Source organism: Streptomyces sp. NPDC051315 (genome assembly GCF_044455165.1).
Lineage (GTDB): Bacteria > Actinomycetota > Actinomycetes > Streptomycetales > Streptomycetaceae > Streptomyces.
This window is the reverse complement of the sequence record NZ_JBITEN010000009.1, coordinates 81,779-100,924: the sequence shown is the minus strand read 5'-3', so window position 1 is coordinate 100,924 and position 19,146 is coordinate 81,779. Positions and strand designations below refer to the sequence as shown.

Here is a 19,146-nt window from a genome sequence, read left to right as displayed (position 1 = left end):
GCGCGGCCGGTCAGTGGCCGTGGGACGCCCCCTCACCGGGCTCGGAGGAGTGCCCGGAGGGATCGGCGGCCGGGGCCTGGGCTCCGGTGCGCACGGTGAACGCCGCCGTGCGCACCGTCCCGTCGACCTTGAAGTCCAGGAACAGGCGGTAGGTGCCGGGGCTGGGCGCGGTGGCGGCGAAGGACACCTCGGGACCGGACGTGGCCTCGCCCTCGGCCTCCTCGTGCGGATGGACGTGCAGGTAGGCGAGGTCGCCGGAGCGCAGGGCGACCAGGTGGCCGTAGGCGCCGAGGTAGGGCTCGAGGTCGGTGACCGGACGGCCGGCGCGGCGGACGGTGAAGGTCAGGCCGCTCTCGCCGCCGGACCTCAGCGTGCCGTCCAGGGTGACGGTGTAGCCGTCGACGGTCGTGGTGGCCGCGGGCGCGGGCGGCCGGGTCGCCCGGTACGGCCCGGTGACCGACAGGTCGGAGCCGAGGGTGAGGCCCTCGGCCGCGCCGGCCGGGACGAAGTCCGCGAAGACGCGGTAGCCGCCGGCCGCGGGGAGGTCGACCGGGGCGCTCCAGGTGCCGTCGGCGGCGCGGGTGGGATGCAGGTGGCGGTAGGTCGTCAGCTCGCGGGAGGCGAGGATCAGGTGCAGCTGCTTGCCGTGGGCGGTCTCGTACCGGGTCACCGGGTCACCGTCGGCGTCACGGATCACGAAGCGCAGGGCGGTCCGCTCGCCGGCCGGGACGGACGTGGTCCGCAGGTCGAGGGTGTAGCCGTCCTGGGAGACCTGGAGGCCGGCCGGGGTGTGGTTCCCGGGCGCCGCCGAGGCGGGGGCCTCCTCGCCGTGCTCGTCGGATGCCGTGTGCGCGGCCGGCTTCGTGCCGGGGCCGGTCGGACCGAACGCGGTGCCGACGCCGTAGGCGACACCGAAGGTCGTGGCGAGGGCCGCGCCGAAGGCGCCGATCTTCTGGAGGGGGTTCATGACGGGCTCCTGTCCTGATACCGCCCAGGGGTATGTTTGACGACAGTCTATACCCCTAGGGGGTATGAAAGAAGCGGAGGGTGGGCCCGGACGTGGCGCGCCTGCGGCGGGCGTCTGCCCGAAAGGGTTTTTGAACATGTTCAATACCGGCGTAGGCTGCGCCCATGAGCGATGCGTCCATGAGCGACAGGGCCGCCCTTCTCAAGGGCATCCGGGCCTGGCTGGTCTTCTTCGTCGTCTGCCTGGTGCTCAGCGGCGCCACGGCCTTCCCCCTGGTGCACGAACTGCGCTGGACCGAGGACCTCCTGCGCGCCCTGTCCGCGCCGGAGCGCCTGCCCGCCCTGATGGGCTGGGTCGAGCGGGTGCGGCAGGGACTCGACACCGTCGACGCCGCCTACCCCTTCGTCCTGTACGGCACCGACTGGCTGGCCTTCGCCCACCTCGTCATCGCCGTCGCCTTCTACGGCCCCTACCGCGACCCCGTCCGCAACGTCTGGGTCGTCGAGTTCGGCATGATCGCCTGCGCCGGGATCATCCCGCTCGCCCTGATCTGCGGTCCGATCCGGGGCATCCCCTTCTGGTGGACCGTGATCGACATGTCGTTCGGGGTGTTCGGGGTGATCCCGCTGTACGTCGTCAGGCGGAGGATCAGGCGACTGGAGGCGCTCACCGCCCCGCACGCCCGGGCGGCGGCGGCCGCTCGAGGGTGACCGCCTCGGAAAAGTGTTATCCCCGGGCTCTCCACCCCGTCTCCGCACGGTGATCCCCGGCATGGCCACCACCCCGGGCCCCTGAGAGGGTGCGGGGACGCACGGGGGGCGGACGAGGTGCGGGGACGGACGGGGAGGACGACGTGGACGGGCAGCAGTGGGGCTCCACCGTCGCCGCCGCGCAGGCCGGTGACCGGCACGCGCTGGACGAGCTGGTCGCGGGCTGGCTGCCGCTGGTCTACAACATCGTCGGCCGCGCCCTGAACGGCCACGCCGACGTCGACGACGTCGTGCAGGAGACCATGCTGCGTGCCGTCGGCAACCTCGGCTCGCTGCGTGACCCCGACAGCTTCCGCTCCTGGCTGGTGGCGATCGCCATGCGCCAGATCCGGGACCGCGCACGCCGCCGCACCGCCCAGCGGCTGGACGAGACCGCCCCGCGGGAGGGCGCCGCCGACTTCGCCGAACTCACCGTCCTCCGGCTCCAGCTGGAGGGCCAGCGGCGCGAGGTCGCGGAGGCCGTGCGCTGGCTCGACGACGAGGACCGGCACCTGCTGTCGCTGTGGTGGCTGGAGGTCGCGGGCGACCTCACCCGTCGCGAACTGGCGCAGGCCGTCGGCATCAGCCGGCAGCACGCCGCCGTGCGCGTCCAGCGGATGAAGGAACGCCTGGAGGTCTCCCGGGGCATCGTCCGCGCCCTCGGCGGCGCCTGCCCCGGCCTGCGCGACCTGACCGCCCGCTGGAACGGCCACCCCGACTCCGTGTGGCGCAAACGGCTCGCCCGGCACATCCGGGGCTGCGGGGACTGCGGCGACACCCGTGACTCGGTGGTGCCGGCGGAGCGTCTGCTCGTCGGGATCGCGCTGGTGCCGGTGCCCGTCGGCTTCACTCTGTCCCTGGCCCTCGGCGGCAGGACCGCCGTGGCCGCGGGCTCCGCCGGCTGGTCGGCGAAGGTGCTGACCGCGCTGACCAAGCCCGCCGTCGCGGTCACCGCGGGCGCGACGCTCGCGGCGGGCGGCGCCTACGTCGTCGTCCGGCCCCCGGACGGGCCGCCGCCCCGCGTGGCCGTCGTGCCCACGGCGACGGCCACGCCCGGCACACCGCTGCCCACGCCCCCGGTGTCCGCCCCGCCCTCGCCGTCCCCCTCCGTGACCGAGAAGAGGACCGCCCGGTACGGCAGCGTCGTCGACGCCGTCGACAGCGCGCCCGAGCCCGGCCGGCGGCCCGCCGCCCTGCCCCACCGGCCCGAGTCGCGGATCACCAGCACCGGCGGGCCGAAGGCCGTCATGCAGCACCGCGGCGACAGCGTGACCCTCAGCGGGCAGGGCTACGTCCTCGTCCGCTGGCAGATCTCCCCCAAGAGCCGGCCCGGCGCGCTGGTCATGCCGTCCTGGACCGGGCTGGAGGGCAGGCTGTTCCACGTCGCCTCCGGCGGCGGCCGCCGGATGGACGACCCCTTCGGCGGCGAAGCCGACGGGTACGCGACCGGCATGGGAGGCCCCGGCATCGGCTACGCCGTCCTGCCGTCCGGCACCCAGCAGATGTGGCAGAACGAGTACTTCTACCTCGACGGCAGCGTCACCCTCACCCAGAACGAACGCGGCGCCGACTACGGCCTCACCGTCTTCCCCTCCACCTGGGAGGCGGTCCACGAGGACGTCCTGTACGGCCCCGGCCAGGGCGCCGTCCGCTACGGCCTGGTCCGCGACACCGGCGACGACGCCACCCCCGTCCCGCAGTACGTCACCCGCGAGAGCCCGGACGACCCGGCGACCGTGCCCCAGCGCTCCCGGGTGCAGCCGTCCCGCGTCACCCCGCGGGCCACCCGGCGGGCCGGACCTCGCGCAGCGCGCACAGGACGTCGACGCGGTTCGTGGTGATCGAGTCGACGCCCACCTCCAGCAGGCGGCGCATGGAGCGGCGGGTGTCGGGGGTCCACACCGAGAGCAGATAGCCGTCGCGGTGCACCCGGGCGGCCAGGTCCCGGTCGACCAGGGAGAAGCGGTAGTTGAGCCAGCGCGGCCGCACCGCCGCCAGCAGCGCGGGGCGCGCGGGCGCCAGACTCGTACGGGTCAGGGCGATCTCGGCCGCCGGGTCGGCGGCGCGTACGGCCAGCATCGCGGCGGCGTCCGCGCAGTAGTACACGCGGTCCGCCGCCCCCGCCTCCCGTACGACGTCCACGACCCGGCGGGCCGTCCGCACGTCCCGGGTGCCGGGCAGGTCGAGCATCACCCTGCTGCCCTCGGTCGCCGCCAGCGCCTCCGCCAGGGTCGGCACCCCACCCCCCGTCAGCCCGCGCACCTCGGCGGCCGACAGCGACAGCAACGGCCGCTCCAGCTCCCACAGCCGCTTCAGGGTGTCGTCGTGCAGCAGCACGGGCACGCCGTCCCTGGTCAGGCGTACGTCGACCTCGACCGCGTCCGCGCCCAGGTCGAGGGCGGAGCGCAGCGAGTCGAGGGTGTTCTCGCGGAAGCGGTAGGGGGCGCCGCGGTGGGCCACGGCAGTCACGGTCTGCATGGGGTCATTGTGGCGTCAGCCCACGAGCCGGCCCGAGGTGTAGGCGTCGATCTCGGCCCTGAGGCCGGCCTTGGCGGGCTCGTCGAGGAACGAGGCCTCCACCGCGTTCTTCGCCAGTTCGGCCAGGCCCCGTTCGTCGAGGTCGAGGAGGCGTGCCGCGACCGCGTACTCGGTGTTGAGGTCCGTGCCGAACATCGGCGGGTCGTCGGAGTTGATGGTGACCAGGACGCCCGCCTCGGTGAACTTCCTGAGCGGGTGCTCGTCCAGGGTGCGCACCGCGCGGGTGGCGATGTTGGAGGTCGGGCACACCTCCAGGGCGATGCGGTGCTCGGCCAGGTGGGCGAGGAGCTTCTCGTCCCGCGCCGAGCTGGTGCCGTGCCCGATGCGTTCCGCGCGCAGGTGGACGAGCGCGTCCCAGACGGTCTGCGGGCCGGTCGTCTCGCCCGCGTGCGGCACCGAGCGCAGGCCCGCCGCGATCGCCCGGTCGAAGTACGGCTTGAACTGCGGGCGCGGTACGCCGATCTCCGGTCCGCCGAGACCGAAGGAGACCAGCCCCTCGGGGCGCAGCCGGTCGTCGGTCGCGAGGCGGGTCGTCACCTCGGCGGCCTCCAGGCCGGCCTCGCCGGGGATGTCGAAGCACCAGCGCAGGACGGTGCCGAACTCCGCCTCGGCCGCCTTGCGGGCGTCCTCGATCGCGTCCATGAAGGCGCGTGCGTCGATGCCGCGGCGGGTGGAGGAGAAGGGGGTGATCGTGAGTTCGGCGTACCTGACCTGCTGGCGGGCCAGGTCACGGGCCACCTCGTAGGTGAGGAGCCGGACGTCCTCCGGGGTGCGGATGAGGTCCACGACGGACAGGTACACCTCGATGAAGTGCGCGAAGTCCGTGAAGGTGAAGTAGTCGACCAGGGCCTCGGGGTCGGTGGGGACCCTGGAGTCGGGGTGGCGGGCGGCCAGCTCGGAGACGATCCGCGGGGAGGCGGAGCCGACGTGGTGGACGTGGAGTTCGGCCTTCGGCAGGTCGGCGATGAAGGAGTCGAGCGGGTGGGTCAAGGGGGCCTCCCCGTGATCGGCTGATCGGTGGGTCGGGGTCATCGTAGGCGGACGGGCGGTGGTCGCGGGCCGTTCCGCGGGAGCCGGGCCGGGCCCCGCCCCTGGGGGCTCGGGCCTTAGCATTGCGGAACGCACGACAGAGGGGGGCCGCGCATGTCCGACGACGCGTCGACGCCGGCAGTGCCGGAGAACACGGCCGCGAACGCCGGCCACAACCCGTGGTCCGCGCCCGGATCCGTCCCGGAGGGGGCCGAAGGGCCGCAGTACGCGCGCCCGGAGGGGCAGACGGAGCCGCGGGACACGAGCCCGGAGGGGCACACGGAGCCGCACGACGCGGAGCCCGTGGTGACGTTGGACAAGGGCGCGGCCGCCGCCGATCAGGCCGGGGCGCCACACCCGGCACCCCTGTCCGTGCACGACCAGCAGACGGTCACCTCGCTGCCCGGCGTGACGCCCGCGGCCGGGGCCGGAGCCCCGCAGGGGTGGGCGAGCCCCGCCGCCCCGCCGGCGCACGGCTCCCTGGCCTCCTTCCCGCCGCCGAGCCCGGCCACCGCGGCCGGCGGCGCCCATCCCTTCGCGCCTCCCGTCGTCCAGGACGGGGCCGTCCCCCCGCCGCCGATCGCTCCGGACGGGCCGGGGCAGATGCCGTACGGCTATCCCGGTGGGCACGGATACGCGGCCCCGGCCGGGTATCCGGCCCCGGCCGGTCACGGTGGCGCGCCGGGCTACTACGGGTGGCCCGGGACGCGGCCGATGGAGAACGGCATGGGCATCACCGCGATGGTGCTCGGGATCATCGCGGCCGGTGGGTTCTGCATGTGGCCCGCGGCCATCGTCACGGGCGTCCTCGCGGTGATCTTCGGCCTGATCGGCCGGGCGAAGGCGGCGCGGGGCGAGGCCTCGAACCCGGGGCAGGCCCTGGCCGGCATCATCTGCGGCGCGGCGGGGTTCGTCCTGGGGATCGCGCTGGTGGTCCTGGTGGTCGTGGCCGACTGAGCCGGCCGGGCTCACCCGCCGCGCAGGCGCTCCCGGGCCTCCATCAGAGCGAAGCCCAGCAGATTCAGCCCTTGCCACCGCAGGGGATCCGACGCGGCCTCGTCGTCCGCGGCGAGGCCGATGCCCCACACCCGGTCGACGGGGCTCGCCTCCACCAGGACCCGCTCGCCCGTGTTCACCAGGAACCGCCGCAGCTCGGGGTGGGCGGTGAACTTGTGGACGCTGCCCTCGACCACGAGCCGGAACCGCTCCTGCTCCCAGGTCGCCTCGTCGAAGCCGCGGACCAGGCGCCCGGCCTTCTTCGTCTGGGAGGGGTGCCCGGCGGCCAGCGCCTTCTCCTCCGCCTCCGCGTCGCCGAAGAGCCGCGCCTTGCCGGCCATCATCCAGTGCTCGGCCGTCGCGTAGGTGACGCCGTCCACCGTGAAGGGGGAGGGCCACCACTGGCTCAGGCAGCTCGCGCCCACCCGGCCGTCGGGGAGCGGCCGGTGTCCCCAGAAGTGCAGGTACCTGATCCTCGCCCCCGCCCGGACCTCCCCGACCAGGGCGTCCCGGGAATCGATCGTCTTCATGCACGCCACTGTGGCACGCGCCACGGACAGGGCGTCTCCCCTTTTCCCGGACGACTCGACACCTGGTCGACAGATTCCGTCGCGTAACCAAAAGGCAACAACGGAATCCCTTGTTGGAGTGCCATAGCTCTGTCAGGATCGGCACTCAAATCGAGCTGGAGCTACGCCACCCGGCCCCGTTGACAGCGGGGCGAAGGCGGAGGAGAGCGACATGCAGAACCCGGGCACCGCCATCCCGGACCGATCCGACCGGTTCCCCGCACGCGAACGTCTCGCGGACGGCGCGCAGTACATCGCGGGGCGTCCGAGGAAGGGCACGTCCGGGCGGACCCACGCCGTGGTCGATCCGGCCGGCGGCGAGGAGGTGTACACCTACGAGCTCGCCTCCACGGACGACGTCGACGCGGCCGTCGCGGCGGCCCGGGCCGCCTTCCCGGCGTGGGCGGGTGCCACGCCCGGCGAGCGCTCCGACGCCCTGCACCGCTTCGCCGCCGTTCTCGCCGAACGCGCGGAGGACTTCGCCCGGGCCGAGTCGCTGCAGTGCGGCAAGCCGCTGAAGCTGACCCGCGAGTTCGACGTTCCCGGGACCATCGACAACACCGCCTTCTTCGCGGGTGCCGCCCGGCAGCTCGCGGGACAGTCGGCGGGGGAGTACTCCGGGGACCACACCTCGTACGTGCGCCGCGAGCCCATCGGCGTCGTCGGCTCGATCGCGCCCTGGAACTACCCGCTCCAGATGGCCGCCTGGAAGATCCTCCCGGCCATCGCCGCGGGCAACACCATCGTGCTCAAGCCGGCCGAACTCACGCCGCTGACCTCGCTGTTGTTCGCGCAGGCCGCCACCGACGCCGGCATTCCCGACGGGGTCGTCAACATCGTCACCGGAACCGGGAGGGAGGCCGGTGAGCATCTCGTCGGGCACCCCGACGTGGCCATGACCTCCTTCACCGGTTCCACCGCCGTCGGCCGGCGCGTCGCCGAGATCGCCACCGCCACGGTCAAGCGGCTGCACCTGGAGCTCGGCGGGAAGGCCCCCTTCGTCGTCTTCGGCGACGCCGATCCGGAGGCCGCGGCCCAGGGCGCCGTCGCGGGCGCCCTCATCAACACCGGGCAGGACTGCACGGCCGCCACGCGCGCGTACGTGCAGCGGCCCCTCTACGAGGCGTTCGTCGAGCGGACCGCCGCGCTCATGGAGACCGTCCGGCTGGGGGATCCGTTCGCCCCGGGCACCGACCTCGGGCCGCTGATCTCGCACGTCCAGCGCGACCGGGTCGCCGCCTTCGTCGACCGCGCGCGTGCCTACGCGCGCGTGGTGACCGGCGGCGAGGCCCCGCGGGGAGAGCTCGAGAACGGCGCGTACTATCTCCCCACCCTGATCGCGGACGCGGCCCGGGACAGCGAGATCGTCCAGTCCGAGATCTTCGGGCCGGTCCTGGTCGTGCTGCCCTTCGACACCGACGACGAGGGCATCCGGCTGGCCAACGACACGCCGTACGGACTGGCCGCCTCCGCCTGGACCCGGGACGTCTACCGGGCGAACCGGGCGACACGCGAGATCAAGGCCGGATGCGTGTGGGTCAACGACCACATCCCCATCATCAGCGAGATGCCCCACGGCGGGTACAAGGCGTCCGGCTTCGGCAAGGACATGTCCGTGTACTCGTTCGAGGAGTACACGCAGATCAAGCACGTTATGTTCGACAACACGGCGGTTGCTCGGAAGCCCTGGCACCGCACCGTCTTCGGGGACTGTTAGCCACGACCGGCCGCCGACCACGGCCAGACCTCCCGAAAGGGCACCACGCGCATGGAGCAGTACGAGCCCGACCGCCTGACCCCGGCCCAAGTGGCCGCCATGCGGCGCAGTCTCCGCAACGGCAGGGCAGCCATGACCCGCCGGTCGCTGCTGCGCGCCTCGGCGGGCGGCGCCCTGACGATGGGCGGTCTCGGGGCGCTGAGCGCCTGCGGCATCCCCGCGGCCGGCAAGAGCGAGGGCGGCACGTCCGCCGAGGACCACTCGGCGCAGGAGAAGACCGTCAGCTTCTCCAACTGGACCGAGTACATGGACGTCGACGACTCGGGCAAGCACCACCCGACCCTCGAGGCGTTCACGAAGCGGACCGGTATCAAGGTCAGGTACACCGAGGACATCAACGACAACAACGAGTTCTTCGGCAAGATCAAGCCGCAGCTCGCCGCGGGCCAGGACACCGGCCGCGACATCATCGTCCTCACCGACTGGCTGGCCGCCCGCCTCATCCGCCTGGGGTGGGTCCAGAAACTGGACCCGTCCAACCTGCCGCACGCCTACGCCAACCTGTCGAGCCAGTTCCGCAGCCCCGACTGGGACCCGGGACGGGCGTACTCGTACCCGTGGCAGGGCATCTCGACCGTCATCGCCTACAACAAGAAGGCGCTCGACGGCATCGAGGTGAAGTCGGTCTCCGACATGCTGGACAACCCCAAACTGAAGGGGCGCGTCGGCTTCCTCACCGAGATGCGCGACAGCGTCGGCATGACGCTGCTCGACATGGGCAAGGACCCGGGCAACTTCACCGACGACGACTACGACGCGGCGATCGCCCGCCTGCAGAAGGCCGTGGACAGCGGCCAGATCCGCCGCTTCACCGGCAACGACTACACCTCCGACATCACCAGCGGGGACTTCGCGGCCTGCATCGCCTGGGCCGGTGACGTGGTACAGCTCAAGGCGGACAGCCCCGACGTCGACTTCGTCATCCCGGACAGCGGCTACATGACGTCCAGCGACAACATGCTGATCCCCAACAAGGCGCGTCACAAGACCAACGCCGAGCGGCTCATCGACTACTACTACGAGCCGCAGCCGGCCGCCGAGCTCGCCGCCTACATCAACTACGTCTGTCCCGTCGACGGCGTCCAGGCGGAGCTCGCGAAGATCGACGAGGACGCGGCGAACAACCCGCTGATCCTCCCCGACAAGGCCATGCAGGCCAAGTCCCGTGCCTTCCGCTCCCTGAGCTCGAAGGAAGAGACGGCCTACGAAGCACAGTTCGCGAAGCTCACTGGGGCGTGACGACGATGAAGACGACAGACAGCGGCGGCGACGTCCGCCTCTCCGGGATCAGCAAGACCTACGGCTCCTTCACCGCCGTCCACCCGCTCGACCTGACCGTGCCCCAGGGTTCCTTCTTCGCCCTGCTCGGCGCCTCCGGCTGCGGCAAGACCACCACCCTGCGGATGATCGCCGGGCTGGAGGAGCCCACCAGCGGCACCGTCCACCTCGGCGACCAGGACGTGACGGCCCTCCCGCCGTACAAGCGGCCGGTGAACACGGTCTTCCAGTCCTACGCCCTCTTCCCGCACCTCGACATCTTCGAGAACGTCGCCTTCGGCCTGCGCCGGCGCGGCATCAGGTCGGTGAAGAAGCAGGTCGAGGAGATGCTGGACCTCGTCCAGCTCGGCGAGCAGGCGCGCAAGAAGCCGCACCAGCTCTCCGGCGGCCAGCAGCAGCGGGTCGCCGTGGCCCGTGCCCTGATCAACCACCCCAAGGTGCTCCTCCTCGACGAGCCCCTCGGCGCCCTCGACCTCAAGCTGCGCCGCCAGATGCAGCTGGAGCTCAAGCGCATCCAGACCGAGGTCGGCATCACCTTCGTCCACGTCACGCACGACCAGGAGGAGGCCATGACCATGGCCGACACGGTCGCCGTGATGAACGCGGGCCGCGTCGAGCAGCTCGGCTCGCCCGCCGACCTCTACGAGAACCCGAGGACGACGTTCGTCGCGAACTTCCTCGGCACCTCCAACCTCATCGAGGCCGAGGTCGACTCCACCAGCGGCGACGACATCGTGCTCACGGCGGGCGACGGCAAGCTGGTGCTGCCCCGGGCGCGCTCCGCCGCGCCGGCCAGGGCGGGCGGCAAGGTCCTCGTCGGCGTCCGGCCCGAGAAGATCTGCCTCACCCACGCCGACGACGCGGGCGGGATCCCCGTGGGCCGCAACCGCGTCACCGGCCGGATCACCACCACGTCCTTCATCGGCGTCTCCACGCAGTACATCGTCGACAGCGCGGCCTGCCCCGAGTTCGAGGTCTACGTCCAGAACGTCGACCGTGACGCCCGGCTGGCCCCCGGCGCCGAGGTCGTCCTGCACTGGAGCCCGGCGCACACCTTCGGGCTCGACGCCGCCCAGGACATCGACGCGGGCACCGAGGAAGAGGCGGCCGCCTGATGTCGACGCTCACCGAGGCGCCCCCGCCTCTCTCCCCGCCGGCGCCGGAGAAGAGGCCCCCGCGCAAACGGGGCCGCTGGACGCCGTACTGGCTGCTGCTGCCGGGGCTGCTCTGGCTGCTGGTCTTCTTCGCGCTGCCGATGATCTACCAGGCCTCCACGTCCGTGCAGACGGGCTCGCTGGAGGAGGGCTACAAGGTCACCTGGCACATCGCGACCTACTGGGACGCGCTCGGCGAGTACTGGCCGCAGTTCCTGCGCTCGGTCGCCTACGCGGCCGCCGCGACCGTGCTGTGCCTGGTGCTCGGCTATCCGCTGGCGTACCTGATCGCCTTCCGGGCTGGCCGCTGGCGGAACCTGATCATGATCCTGGTGATCGCGCCGTTCTTCACCAGCTTCCTGATCCGCACCCTCGCCTGGAAGACCATCCTCGCGGACGGCGGGCCGGTCGTCGGCGCGCTCAACACGCTGCACGTCCTCGACGTCACCAGCTGGCTCGGCTGGACGTCCGGCGACCGGGTGCTGGCCACGCCGCTGGCGGTGGTGTGCGGTCTGACGTACAACTTCCTGCCGTTCATGATCCTGCCGCTCTACACCTCGCTGGAGCGCATCGACGGGCGGCTGCACGAGGCGGCCGGCGACCTGTACGCCAAGCCGGTCACCACCTTCCGCAAGGTCACCTTCCCGCTGTCGATGCCGGGCGTGGTCTCCGGCACGCTGCTCACCTTCATCCCGGCGGCCGGCGACTACGTCAACGCCGAACTCCTCGGCTCCACCGACACCCGCATGATCGGGAACGTCATCCAGACGCAGTTCCTGCGGGTCCTGGACTATCCGACCGCGGCTGCCCTCTCCTTCATCCTCATGGCCGCGATCCTCTTCATGGTCACCTTCTACATCCGCAGGTCCGGGACGGAGGATCTGGTCTGATGCCCTTCGTCAACTGGCTCAAGAGAAACCTCGTCGTCATCGCGGGACTGCTGACCCTCGCGTATCTCCTGCTGCCGAACGTCGTCGTCACGGTGTTCTCCTTCAACCAGCCGAAGGGGCGCTTCAACTACGCGTGGCGGCAGTTCTCCACGGACGCCTGGAAGGATCCGTGCGGGGTCGCCGGGATGTGCGACTCGCTGTCGCTCAGCCTCCAGATCGCGTTCTGGGCGACGCTCGGCGCCACCGTCCTCGGCACGATGATCGCCTTCGCGCTCGTCCGCTACCGCTTCCGCGCGCGGGGCACCGTGAACTCGCTGATCTTCCTGCCCATGGCGATGCCCGAGGTCGTCATGGCGGCCTCGCTGCTCACCCTGTTCCTCAACATGGGCGCCCAGCTGGGCTTCTGGACGATCCTCATCGCGCACATCATGTTCTGCCTCAGCTTCGTCGTGACGGCCGTCAAGGCGCGCGTCATGTCGATGGACCCGAGGCTGGAGCAGGCGGCCCAGGACCTGTACGCCGGACCCTTCCAGACGTTCGTCCGGGTCACCCTGCCCATCGCGGCACCGGGAATCGCCGCGGGCGCGATGCTCGCCTTCGCGCTCTCCTTCGACGACTTCATCATCACCAACTTCAACGCGGGCTCCACCGTCACCTTCCCCATGTTCGTCTGGGGTTCGGCACAGCGCGGCACGCCCGTGCAGATCAACGTCATCGGTACGGCCATGTTCCTCGTCGCCGTACTCCTCGTCCTGACCTCGATGGTCGTCGGCAGCCGCCGCAAGAAGAACCAGGCGTAAGCACCCGTAGGGAGTTGGAATCATGGCCCCGAGCGCCATGAGCCGTGGCAGAGACACCCACTGGACGAAGTCCCTCTCCGAAGCCCAGCCGGTCCCGTACTGGCTGGAAGACCCCGGCAGGCCCCGCCCCGAGCCCGCGCTCACCGGCGCCGAGACCTGCGACCTGCTGGTCGTCGGCGGCGGCTACAGCGGACTGTGGACCGCGCTGATCGCCAAGGAGCGCGAGCCGCAGCGGGACGTGGTGCTGCTGGAGGGCCGCGAGGTGGGCTGGGCCGCCTCGGGCCGCAACGGAGGCTTCTGCGCGGCCTCCCTCACGCACGGTCTGGCCAACGGGCTCGCCCGCTGGCCGGACGAGATCCACACGCTCCAGGAGCTGGGCGAGCGCAACCTCGACGAGATCGAGGCGGCGATCGCCCGGCACGGCATCGACTGCGACTTCGAGCGCACCGGCGAGATCGACGTCGCGACCGAGACGTACCAGGCGTGGGAACTGCGCGACTGGTACCAGGAGATCGAACGCAAGGGCCTCGCCGACGGCATCGAACTCCTCGACGCCGACGCGGTCCGCGCGCAGGTGAACTCGCCCACCTTCGAGGCGGGTCTGTACGACCGCCGGGGCGTGGCCATGCTGCACCCGGCGAAGCTCGCGTGGGGCCTGAAGCGGGCCTGCCTGAGGCTCGGCGTCCGCGTCCACGAGCACACGCCCGCGCTGACGCTGAAGCCGTACGGCCCCGGGATGGCCGTCCGCACCCCGTACGGGCAGGTGCGCGCCCGGCAGGTCGCGCTCGGCACGAACATCTTTCCGAACCTGGTCAGGCGGGTGCGCGCCTACACCGTCCCGGTCTACGACTACGCGCTGATGACGGAGCCGCTGACGGCCGGGCAGCTGGCCTCCATCGGCTGGCGGAACCGGCAGGGGCTGGGCGACTCGGCGAACCAGTTCCACTACTTCCGCCTCTCCGCCGACAACCGGATCCTGTGGGGCGGCTACGACGCGATCTACCCGTACGGCGGCCGCGTCCGCGCCGAGTACGACGACCGGCCGGAGACGTACGCCAAGCTCGCCGGGCACTTCTTCACCTGCTTCCCGCAGCTGGAGGGCGTCCGCTTCACGCACGCGTGGGGCGGCGCGATCGACACCTGCTCGCGCTTCTCGGCGTTCTTCGGCACGGCGCACCAGCAGAAGGTCGCCTACGCGGCCGGCTACACCGGGCTCGGTGTGGGCGCGACCCGGTTCGGCGCCGAGGTGATGCTGGACCTGCTGGCCGGGGAGAGCACCGAGCGCACGTCGCTGGAGATGGTGCGCAGGAAGCCGCTGCCCTTCCCGCCGGAGCCCTTCGCCTGGACGGGCATCGCCCTCACCAAGTGGTCGCTGGCGCGGGCGGACGCGCACGCCGGGCGGCGCAACCTGTGGTTGCGGACGATGGACCGGCTGGGCCTCGGCTTCGACAGCTGACGGCCGCTTCCGACGCGACCCGGTTCACCCCGACGGGTGAGTGGAACCCGCGTAATGCCCGCCGGGGAACTGCCTCTCCCTTCCTGACGCGCACGCGTCGCGAGAGAGAGGGAGGCTCCCATGGCTGGGGCGAAGACGGCCGTCGCATGGCTGGCATCCGTCGCACCGGACCCCGGGGCCTGCCGCTGGGAGTGGGAGCGCAACCCCCTCGGGGTCGCCCTGCTGCCCGCCGGCAAGGCCTGGGACGTGCTCATCCTGCCGGGCGGGCTCGGCTCTGCCACGCTCGACGTCCTCACCCGCGTCCTCGACCGGCCGGGGCCCGTCCTGGTCGACTTCGGCGACCACCGCATCGGCTTCCTGGTGCCGCCGGGCACGGCCGCCCACTGGATCGGCACCGGCATCCGCACGGCCGGGGCCGGCTCCTGGATCGTCGTGCCCCATCCCGGCCGCTCGACCGGAACGGTCCGCTGGCTGGTTCCGCCGGACGGCTCGGGCACCCTGACCGACGCGTCCCTCCTCGAACTGGCCATGCACGAGGCGGCGGCGGGCCCGCCCGGGGAGCGACCGGCTGACCCGGGCGGCCGCCTCCCGCCGGGGCTACTCCGGTGACGTCGCCTTCAGCGCCAGCCACAGCTCCATCCGCACGTCCGGATCGTCCAGCGAGCGTCCCAGGATCTCCTCCACGCGGCGCATGCGGTAGCGCAGGGTGTGCCGGTGGACGCCCAGGTCGGCCGCCGCGGCGTCCCACTGGCCGTGGCGGGAGAGCCAGGCGCGCAGGGAGGCCACCAGGTCGCCCCGGCCGGTCGCGTCGTGGTCGCGGAGGGCGCGCAGCAGGCCGTCCGCGAAGGCCTTCACCGCGTCGTCCGCGAGGAGGGGGAGGACCGAGCCCGTGGCGAGCTGTTCGTGTTCCACGAGGACACGGCCCCGGCGGCGGGCCACGGACAGCGCCTGTTCGGCCTGCTTGTACGCCGTGGCCGCCGTGATCGGGCCGGACGGCGCGGACAGGCCGACGACCAGGTCGTCCTCCTCGCCGCCCTCGCGGACGGTCCCGGTCGTCCGGGTCTGCTCCAGCGCCGTGGCGTGCTGCCCGCACGCCCGCACGGCCTGGCCCCCGTCCGCGCCCAGCACCACCAGCCGTTGGCCCTCGGGCACCACCAGCACCGCCTCGCCGGCGCGGGCGGCCGCCGACTCCACGACCTCGGCGAGGCCCCCGAGCGGGTCTCCGCCCTCGTGCGTCGCCTCGGCGACGAGCACCCGGAAGGGAGCGTCGAGCAGACCGCCGTACAGGTCCCCGGCGACGGCCCGGGCGTGGTCCGGTTCCCCGGCGAGCAGCATGCGCAGCACCGCCGCGCCGATGCGCTGCTCGGCCGCGTGCAGGGAGCGGGAGCGTTCCGTGGTGAGGGTGAGCAGGGCGATGGCCGAGTGGACGGCGTAGCGCTCCGCCGTGCCGAGGACCGAGGCCGTACCGACGGCGAGGGCCGCGCGGGGGCGGCGGCCGGTGCCCAGGGAGTGCAGCTCGACCCGGTCGTCGTGGTCGGAGTGCTCCGGTCCGCCGACCACCGCCGAGGCCGGCGCCGGCCGGTCCCGCAGCCGTTCGAGGTCCGCCGTGAGCCGCGCCGCCCGCCGTCCCGCCCACTCGGGCGCGGCCGCGACGACGGCGCCCGAGGCGTCGTACAGCGCCGCCCATCCGTCGACCTGGGCGGAGAGAGCGGCCAGCAGGCCCTCCGGGCCGGCGGTCAGCGCCTGCCTGGTCAGCTCCCGCTGGGCCGCGAAACCCGCCGTGACCGCCCGGTACTGGTCGGCCGCGATCGCCGCCGACACCGCCTTGCTGATGGCCAGGAAGGGCGTGCGGCGCGGCACCTCCAGCAGTGGCAGGCCCGCCTCCTGCGCCGCGTCCACGAGAGCCTTCGGGATCTCCTCGTAGTTGACGCCGACCGCGAAACCGAGCCCCACCACCCCCGCCCCGGCCAGGCGCTTCACATAGCGCCGCATGGCCTCGGGGTCCTCCGCGTCCAGCTTCAGCGCGGTGATGAGCAGCAGCTCGCCGCCCTCCATGTACGGCACGGGATCGGCGAGCTCGCTGACGTGCGCCCAGCGCACCGGCACGTCGAGGCGGTCCTCGCCCGCCCGCACGGTCAGCTTCAGCGCGGAGTGGTGGACGAGCGAAGCGAGCGTCGGGGGCATGGGGCCTTCAGGTCTGAGGGGCGGTCGTCGACGAGGATCGTGTGCGTCCGAAGACGATCATGTGTGCCGTCTTCTGGATGATCTTTTGGCCGCTTCGTACGAGGGACCTGTGTCGATTCTGCCTCACTGGCGGAGTCCCGCGCGCCGGTTCACCCCCGCAGGTCCACCAGCAGCGGCGGGGCGTGCTCGCCCTCGACGGTCGTCAGGGACAGCACCGCGTGCCCGGGCGGCAGCTCGTGCGCCAGCTGCGACGCCGACCACCGCTCCCGTTCGACCTGGCGCACCGTCACCGCGTCCGTGGTCACGGCCTTGCCGGTGACCAGCTTGCGCAGGGCGTGGATCGCGCGGGTCATCGGCTGGTCCGCGAAGACCGTGTGCTTGGCGACCTCCGTCGTCTCCACCCACTCGGTGCCCCAGGTCTGCGCGAACCGGCTGCCGTCCCAGGTGGTGATCCCGGAGAACGCCATCCGGCAGCCGACCGCCCCGTACAGCGGCCCGTGCAGCGCCTCGGGCACGTCGCCGATGGTCCGCAGGGCGAGCACCACACCCGCGTTCCGCGAGCGCAGCCGCTGGATCCGGCGCACCGACTCCGCGGTGACCGTCCCCGTCGCGTCGTCCAGGACCAGACAGGCGAAGTGCGTGCGCCGGCCCTCCCGTACGACCGCCTGGAACTGGGCGAGGACCAGCCGGGTGATCACCCGGGCCGCCTCCTCGTGACCGCGCTCGGGCAGGTCGACGCGCACGCGCAGGGGATGGTGGGCGACGGCCCGCAGCGAGAACGCCCGGTGCGGGCCGCCCCGTGCCCCGCCCGGCCGGCCGCCCCCGCCGAAGAAGTCGGCGAACGCCGGCCGGTTCAGCAGCGCGAGCCGGTCGGCGAGCGCGCGGCCCGCGTCGCCGGGCGTGCCCGTCTGGCGGATCCGCGCGTCCAGCTCACGGCGCATGACCTCGTCCCCGGCCACGGCCTCCCGCAGCGCCGACAGCGCCGCCGGCTCGCCCTCCAGGAGCTCCCGCAGCGCGGGCAGGTCCGGGAACCGCCCGTGCGCGGCCCGGTAGGGGCCCAGCAGCTGGGCGAGCGCGGTGGCCGCCCCCTGCCCGTTCACGGTGTCGAGGTCGCCCACCAGCGCCTCGGCGAGGACGGCGGCCGCCTCGTCGGGGTCGTCGGACTCCGCGTACGGGTCCAGGTCGTGGGCGGACGACGGGTCCCCGATCCGTACGATCACGTCGAACGCGGAGTCGGTGCCGAGCGGGCTTCCCGGGGCGGAGACCGCGACCAGCGCGCAGCCCCCGGTCAGCGCCTGCAGGGCCAGCGCCTCGGTCAGCGGTTCGACGAGGGTGCGCGTCTTGCCCGAGCCGGACGGCCCGACCGCCAGCAGCGAGGTGCCCAGCACGTCCGGGCCTAGCGCGGCGCCCGCGTCGCGGTAGGGGAGCGGGGCACGCTCGGCGGCCACCCAGCGGCCGATGCGCACCTGGCCCGCGAGCAGGTCGTGGCGGGCGCCGCGCCGGGGCAGGTCGCGGTCGCCGGAGGGGTGCGTCCAGGCGGCGCCCGCCTCCCGCAGCACCGTCTCCCGGAAGTCCGGGACCCGGGCCGCCCACGCGCGCGTGACGCGCGCGCAGTCCACGTCGTTCATCCGCCCGGCCGCGACCTCGGCGGTCAGCACGTCCGCCGCCTCGTACTGTCCCGCGTCGCGCAGCTCGGGCCACTGGGCGCGCGGCCGCTCCACGCTCACCGGCCCGGGGTGGCCGGGCGTCGCGCGCCGGGCGGCGAGCCGTTCCCTCAGGTACGGCCACCAGCCGCCGAGCAGCGCGAACGGCCACACCACCAGCAGCGTGATCACCGCGTACAGCGAGTCCGTGAACACGGGGGAGGCGAACAGCTCGTAGCTGCCGGAGATCAGCACGATGAGCGAGAAGAGCGGGTCGACGACCGGCAGGGCGTCCCAGCCGACCCCCGGGAACGCGCCGGGGAACACGAAGCTCAGCGCGGCCAGGGCGCACAGCAGGGCGAGCAGGGCCCGCGCGGGCTGCGGCCGGCGCCCGACGAAGTGGCGCGCGGCGTCGAGCCAGCCGCCCAGCCGGCCCATCGCGTAGACCAGGACGGCGAAGAAGACGCCGTCGTAGACCACCCGGGCCTCGGCGCCCTGCGTGGTCCGCGGGGAGGCGATCGTGCCGCCCCACCACCAGTCGTCCGGTGTGAACAGCCGCAACGGCGCGAACTGGTAGGGCAGGCCGCCGCGCCGCCACATCGACCACAGCACCAGCGCGGCCACCAGCGGGATCAGCATGCCGACGACCGTGACGGGCGCCAGCCGCTCCGCCGCCCGCGCGGCCTTCGACGGCCGGTGGCCGAACCGCCAGATGCCCGGCTCGGCGGACGGCCGGGTCTCGTTCAGCCAGGCGGCCACGGCGGACGAGGGCGGCGGCGCGGCCTGTCCGGACGCCTGCGGCACTCCCGGTGCGCGGGCCGGCCGCGGCGGCACCGCGGGGGGCGCCGGCGGTACGGCGGGCCGCTGTGGCGGCCCCGCCGGGCGCGGCACAGGATTCGCATGCGTACCCCGCGTGTCCTGCGTCCCGTCGCTGTCCATCGCCGTTGCCCCCTGACCAGCCGTTCCGTCCGTCGTCGCCGAGTCAATCTAACGCTCTCCCCAAGGGAGTTCACCGCTTACGCGGCCGGGCCCGTGCCGGGGACCGGCCGCCCGGCTATGTCCACGGCGGACAACCGTCGTCGCCGACAACGCCCACATGGAGCATGCCGACCCCTG

The 19,146-nt window shown here is 73.0% G+C and carries 16 protein-coding genes; 10 read left to right on the top strand and 6 right to left on the bottom strand.

The window, feature by feature from the left end:
- Nucleotides 1-10 precede the first annotated feature (10 nt).
- Complete coding sequence (locus ACIBBD_RS18785) at nucleotides 11-967, bottom strand: hypothetical protein (RefSeq protein ID WP_399420549.1); 957 nt, start codon at nucleotides 965-967, stop codon at nucleotides 11-13.
- A gap of 179 nt (nucleotides 968-1,146) precedes the next feature.
- Here ACIBBD_RS18785 and ACIBBD_RS18780 point away from each other — a divergent pair, with 179 nt between their 5' ends.
- Complete coding sequence (locus ACIBBD_RS18780) at nucleotides 1,147-1,677, top strand: hypothetical protein (RefSeq protein WP_399420749.1); 531 nt, start codon at nucleotides 1,147-1,149, stop codon at nucleotides 1,675-1,677.
- Nucleotides 1,678-1,820: 143 nt separating this feature from the next.
- Nucleotides 1,821-3,557, top strand: a complete 1,737-nt coding sequence (locus ACIBBD_RS18775) for an RNA polymerase sigma factor (RefSeq protein ID WP_399420548.1) — start codon at nucleotides 1,821-1,823, stop codon at nucleotides 3,555-3,557.
- Here ACIBBD_RS18775 and ACIBBD_RS18770 read toward each other — a convergent pair.
- Together ACIBBD_RS18770 and ACIBBD_RS18765 are read right to left on the bottom strand one after the other, a co-directional pair.
- Nucleotides 3,487-4,194 (bottom strand): glycerophosphodiester phosphodiesterase, encoded by a 708-nt coding sequence (locus ACIBBD_RS18770; RefSeq protein WP_399420547.1) that lies wholly within the window; start codon nucleotides 4,192-4,194, stop codon nucleotides 3,487-3,489. The two genes, ACIBBD_RS18775 and ACIBBD_RS18770, sit on opposite strands and share 71 nt — an antisense overlap.
- Before the next feature lie 15 nt (nucleotides 4,195-4,209).
- Entirely contained in the window at nucleotides 4,210-5,286 is a 1,077-nt protein-coding gene (locus ACIBBD_RS18765; protein WP_399420546.1) for an adenosine deaminase, read from the bottom strand.
- Between the two features lie 111 nt (nucleotides 5,287-5,397).
- Here ACIBBD_RS18765 and ACIBBD_RS18760 point away from each other — a divergent pair, with 111 nt between their 5' ends.
- Nucleotides 5,398-6,240: a hypothetical protein gene (locus ACIBBD_RS18760; protein WP_399420545.1), complete on the top strand. Its 843-nt coding sequence runs from the start codon at nucleotides 5,398-5,400 to the stop codon at nucleotides 6,238-6,240.
- 11 nt (nucleotides 6,241-6,251) lie between these two features.
- Here ACIBBD_RS18760 and ACIBBD_RS18755 read toward each other — a convergent pair whose 3' ends face one another.
- Nucleotides 6,252-6,809, bottom strand: coding sequence for an NADAR family protein (locus ACIBBD_RS18755; protein ID WP_399420544.1), 558 nt, complete (start codon nucleotides 6,807-6,809; stop codon nucleotides 6,252-6,254).
- A 211-nt stretch (nucleotides 6,810-7,020) separates the two neighbouring features.
- Between ACIBBD_RS18755 and ACIBBD_RS18750 the strand changes: the two genes are divergently transcribed.
- From ACIBBD_RS18750 to ACIBBD_RS18720, 7 genes are all read left to right on the top strand, one after another.
- Complete coding sequence (locus tag ACIBBD_RS18750; protein WP_399420543.1) at nucleotides 7,021-8,565, top strand: gamma-aminobutyraldehyde dehydrogenase; 1,545 nt, start codon at nucleotides 7,021-7,023, stop codon at nucleotides 8,563-8,565.
- A 51-nt stretch (nucleotides 8,566-8,616) separates the two neighbouring features.
- Nucleotides 8,617-9,864 (top strand): PotD/PotF family extracellular solute-binding protein, encoded by a 1,248-nt coding sequence (locus ACIBBD_RS18745; RefSeq protein ID WP_399420542.1) that lies wholly within the window; start codon nucleotides 8,617-8,619, stop codon nucleotides 9,862-9,864.
- Between the two features lie 5 nt (nucleotides 9,865-9,869).
- Nucleotides 9,870-11,018 carry an ABC transporter ATP-binding protein gene (locus tag ACIBBD_RS18740; RefSeq protein ID WP_399420541.1) on the top strand — a complete coding sequence of 383 codons (1,149 nt, stop codon included), beginning with the start codon at nucleotides 9,870-9,872 and terminating at the stop codon, nucleotides 11,016-11,018.
- Nucleotides 11,018-11,947: an ABC transporter permease gene (locus ACIBBD_RS18735; RefSeq protein WP_399420540.1), complete on the top strand. Its 930-nt coding sequence runs from the start codon at nucleotides 11,018-11,020 to the stop codon at nucleotides 11,945-11,947. Before ACIBBD_RS18740 ends, ACIBBD_RS18735 begins: the two co-directional genes overlap by 1 nt.
- On the top strand, nucleotides 11,947-12,747 hold the full coding sequence (locus ACIBBD_RS18730) for an ABC transporter permease (RefSeq protein WP_399420539.1): 801 nt from the start codon (nucleotides 11,947-11,949) through the stop codon (nucleotides 12,745-12,747). The genes ACIBBD_RS18735 and ACIBBD_RS18730 overlap by 1 nt, the downstream gene beginning before the upstream one ends.
- Nucleotides 12,748-12,769: 22 nt before the next feature.
- Complete coding sequence (locus ACIBBD_RS18725) at nucleotides 12,770-14,203, top strand: NAD(P)/FAD-dependent oxidoreductase (RefSeq protein ID WP_399420537.1); 1,434 nt, start codon at nucleotides 12,770-12,772, stop codon at nucleotides 14,201-14,203.
- Between the two features lie 120 nt (nucleotides 14,204-14,323).
- On the top strand, nucleotides 14,324-14,812 hold the full coding sequence (locus ACIBBD_RS18720; protein ID WP_399420536.1) for a hypothetical protein: 489 nt from the start codon (nucleotides 14,324-14,326) through the stop codon (nucleotides 14,810-14,812).
- Here the strand turns inward: ACIBBD_RS18720 and ACIBBD_RS18715 are convergent.
- Nucleotides 14,801-16,387: a PucR family transcriptional regulator gene (locus ACIBBD_RS18715; protein ID WP_399420535.1), complete on the bottom strand. Its 1,587-nt coding sequence runs from the start codon at nucleotides 16,385-16,387 to the stop codon at nucleotides 14,801-14,803. The genes ACIBBD_RS18720 and ACIBBD_RS18715 overlap by 12 nt on opposite strands.
- Nucleotides 16,388-16,536: 149 nt before the next feature.
- Complete coding sequence (locus tag ACIBBD_RS18710) at nucleotides 16,537-18,969, bottom strand: ATP/GTP-binding protein (RefSeq protein WP_399420534.1); 2,433 nt, start codon at nucleotides 18,967-18,969, stop codon at nucleotides 16,537-16,539.
- Between the last annotated feature and the right edge of the window lie 177 nt (nucleotides 18,970-19,146).

Bases quoted from the DNA above. Each gene is read 5' to 3' on its own strand.
- ACIBBD_RS18710 (WP_399420534.1), bottom strand. From the start codon at position 18,969: ATGGACAGCGACGGGACGCAGGACACGCGGGGTACGCATGCGAATCCT.
- ACIBBD_RS18750 (WP_399420543.1), top strand. From the start codon at position 7,021: ATGCAGAACCCGGGCACCGCCATCCCGGACCGATCCGACCGGTTCCCC.
- ACIBBD_RS18780 (WP_399420749.1), top strand. From the start codon at position 1,147: ATGAGCGACAGGGCCGCCCTTCTCAAGGGCATCCGGGCCTGGCTGGTC.
- ACIBBD_RS18785 (WP_399420549.1), bottom strand. From the start codon at position 967: ATGAACCCCCTCCAGAAGATCGGCGCCTTCGGCGCGGCCCTCGCCACG.
- ACIBBD_RS18765 (WP_399420546.1), bottom strand. From the start codon at position 5,286: ATGACCCCGACCCACCGATCAGCCGATCACGGGGAGGCCCCCTTGACC.
- ACIBBD_RS18760 (WP_399420545.1), top strand. From the start codon at position 5,398: ATGTCCGACGACGCGTCGACGCCGGCAGTGCCGGAGAACACGGCCGCG.
- ACIBBD_RS18730 (WP_399420539.1), top strand. From the start codon at position 11,947: ATGCCCTTCGTCAACTGGCTCAAGAGAAACCTCGTCGTCATCGCGGGA.
- ACIBBD_RS18715 (WP_399420535.1), bottom strand. From the start codon at position 16,387: ATGCCCCCGACGCTCGCTTCGCTCGTCCACCACTCCGCGCTGAAGCTG.
- ACIBBD_RS18735 (WP_399420540.1), top strand. From the start codon at position 11,018: ATGTCGACGCTCACCGAGGCGCCCCCGCCTCTCTCCCCGCCGGCGCCG.
- ACIBBD_RS18740 (WP_399420541.1), top strand. From the start codon at position 9,870: ATGAAGACGACAGACAGCGGCGGCGACGTCCGCCTCTCCGGGATCAGC.
- ACIBBD_RS18725 (WP_399420537.1), top strand. From the start codon at position 12,770: ATGGCCCCGAGCGCCATGAGCCGTGGCAGAGACACCCACTGGACGAAG.
- ACIBBD_RS18770 (WP_399420547.1), bottom strand. From the start codon at position 4,194: ATGCAGACCGTGACTGCCGTGGCCCACCGCGGCGCCCCCTACCGCTTC.
- ACIBBD_RS18720 (WP_399420536.1), top strand. From the start codon at position 14,324: ATGGCTGGGGCGAAGACGGCCGTCGCATGGCTGGCATCCGTCGCACCG.
- ACIBBD_RS18755 (WP_399420544.1), bottom strand. From the start codon at position 6,809: ATGAAGACGATCGATTCCCGGGACGCCCTGGTCGGGGAGGTCCGGGCG.
- ACIBBD_RS18745 (WP_399420542.1), top strand. From the start codon at position 8,617: ATGGAGCAGTACGAGCCCGACCGCCTGACCCCGGCCCAAGTGGCCGCC.